The 1,701-nt window shown below is 74.1% G+C and carries 2 protein-coding genes; both read left to right on the top strand.

All coding sequences use genetic code 11. The features are described from left to right. Window positions 1-176 precede the first annotated feature (176 nt). Complete coding sequence (locus ACYVE9_RS25625; RefSeq protein WP_461030273.1) at window positions 177-809, top strand: class F sortase; 633 nt, start codon at window positions 177-179, stop codon at window positions 807-809. A gap of 334 nt (window positions 810-1,143) precedes the next feature. Next, on the top strand, window positions 1,144-1,701 hold a 558-nt coding region (locus tag ACYVE9_RS25620; RefSeq protein WP_461030274.1), incomplete at its 3' end, for a TerD family protein.

Genomic DNA, 1,701 nt, shown 5'->3' with positions numbered 1-1,701 from the left:
GGTTGCCGCCGGCGGGGTCTGGCTGCTGCGACGACGCGGCGAGAGCCGGTCCTGACCGTCCGGCACGCACGTCACGCGGGCAGGCCGGGACCGACGGGTCCCGGCCTGCCCGGCCGGTCTGCCGCCGAGGCCCCCGCCAAGGTCCCCGTCCGGGTCCGAGTTGCAGGAGGGATTTGATGGACCGATTGCATCGCCGACGCGAGACAGTGGCCGCCACCCTCACCGCGCTGGGGCTGTGCGCGGGCGTGTGGCTGATCGACAACAGCCCGAAGGACACGTCGCCTCCGCAGCCCTCGGCCGCGGAGGCCGTCCGGCCCGACCCGGCGGAGAAGCGCAACGGCGTGGAGCCGCTGCCGTCGTCGGTGCCGGTCCGCGTGCGCATCCCGGCCATCGCCGTGGACGCACCGATCACGGGCCTGGGCCTGGAGCAGGACGGCAGCCTCCAGGCGCCCCCGGAGGGTGATGCCAACCTCACCGGCTGGTACCGCGACGGGACCTCCCCGGGCGCGCCCGGTACGGCGATCATCGCCGGCCACGTGGACAACTCCGACGGGCCGGCCGTCTTCTACGGCCTCGGTTCACTCAAGAAGGGCAACACCGTCCGGGTGGACCGGGCCGACGGGCGGGCGGCGGTCTTCACCATCCACTCCATCGAGGTGCACGACCGCGAGAACTTCCCCGACGACCGGGTGTACGGGCCGTCCGACCGACCGGAACTCCGTGTCATCACCTGCGGCGGCGGCTTCTCCCGCGCCGACGGCTACACGGGCAACGTCGTCGTCTACGCCCACCTGACCGGCACCAGGTGAGGCGTTCCGGCTGTGACGGCCCGGGCCTCGGTCTCCACCAGGGCCACGCCCACCTGCCGACCGCGCCGCGGCACCGGGGCGCGCTTTGAGGTGTCGACCGAATCGGCCCGGCTGCCGGTGGCGCCCGCCAGGATGGCGGGGTGTACCCCCGTACCGCAGACCTCTGGCACCACTACGGCCGCGCCCGGCACGCCGTCGACCGCGCCGTCTACGACCGCTTCCGCTGGACCTGGCGCCACCGTCGGCGCGCAATGCGGAGCGGCCTCACCGCGCGGTGTGAAGGCGTCAAATGGAACCGGGTGCCGCCACCGGTCGTTGTCCGGGCATGACCGCTATGACTCCCGGCTCGAACCTCACCCTGCCCGCCGCCCGTGTGGCGGTGGACGTCTCCGCCCCGGTGCGGCTGGACGTGTCGGGTCTGCTCGTCGGCGCCGACGGCAAGGTCCGTTCGGACGCCGACTTCGTCTTCTACAACCAGCCCGCGGCTCCGGGCGTGACCCACAGCAGCAGTGGCGGCGGCGACACCATCACGGTGGACACCGCCGCGGTGCCCTCCGACATCGACAAGATCGTGGTGACGGCCAGCCTCGACTCCCCCGGGGCCACGTTCGCGGGCACCGAACCCACCGGCACGGTGCGCGACGCCGCGACGGGCACGGTGGTCGCCTCCTTCACACCGCCCCGGCTCGGCGCGGAGACCGCTCTGGTACTGGTCGAGGTCTACCGGCGCGGCGGCGCGTGGAAGGTGCGCGCGGTCGGTCAGGGCTACGCCGACGGGCTGTCCGGCATCGCCACCGACTTCGGCGTCACCGTCGAGGAGCCCGCCCCGGCAGCCGCCGCCCCGGCGCCCGCACCTCCGGTTTCACCTCCGGCAGCCCCGACGGCACCGGCG

This window comes from Streptomyces sparsus (genome assembly GCF_054776295.1).
The sequence above is the reverse complement of the archived record's forward strand: the minus strand, read 5'-3'. Positions and strand labels throughout refer to the sequence as shown.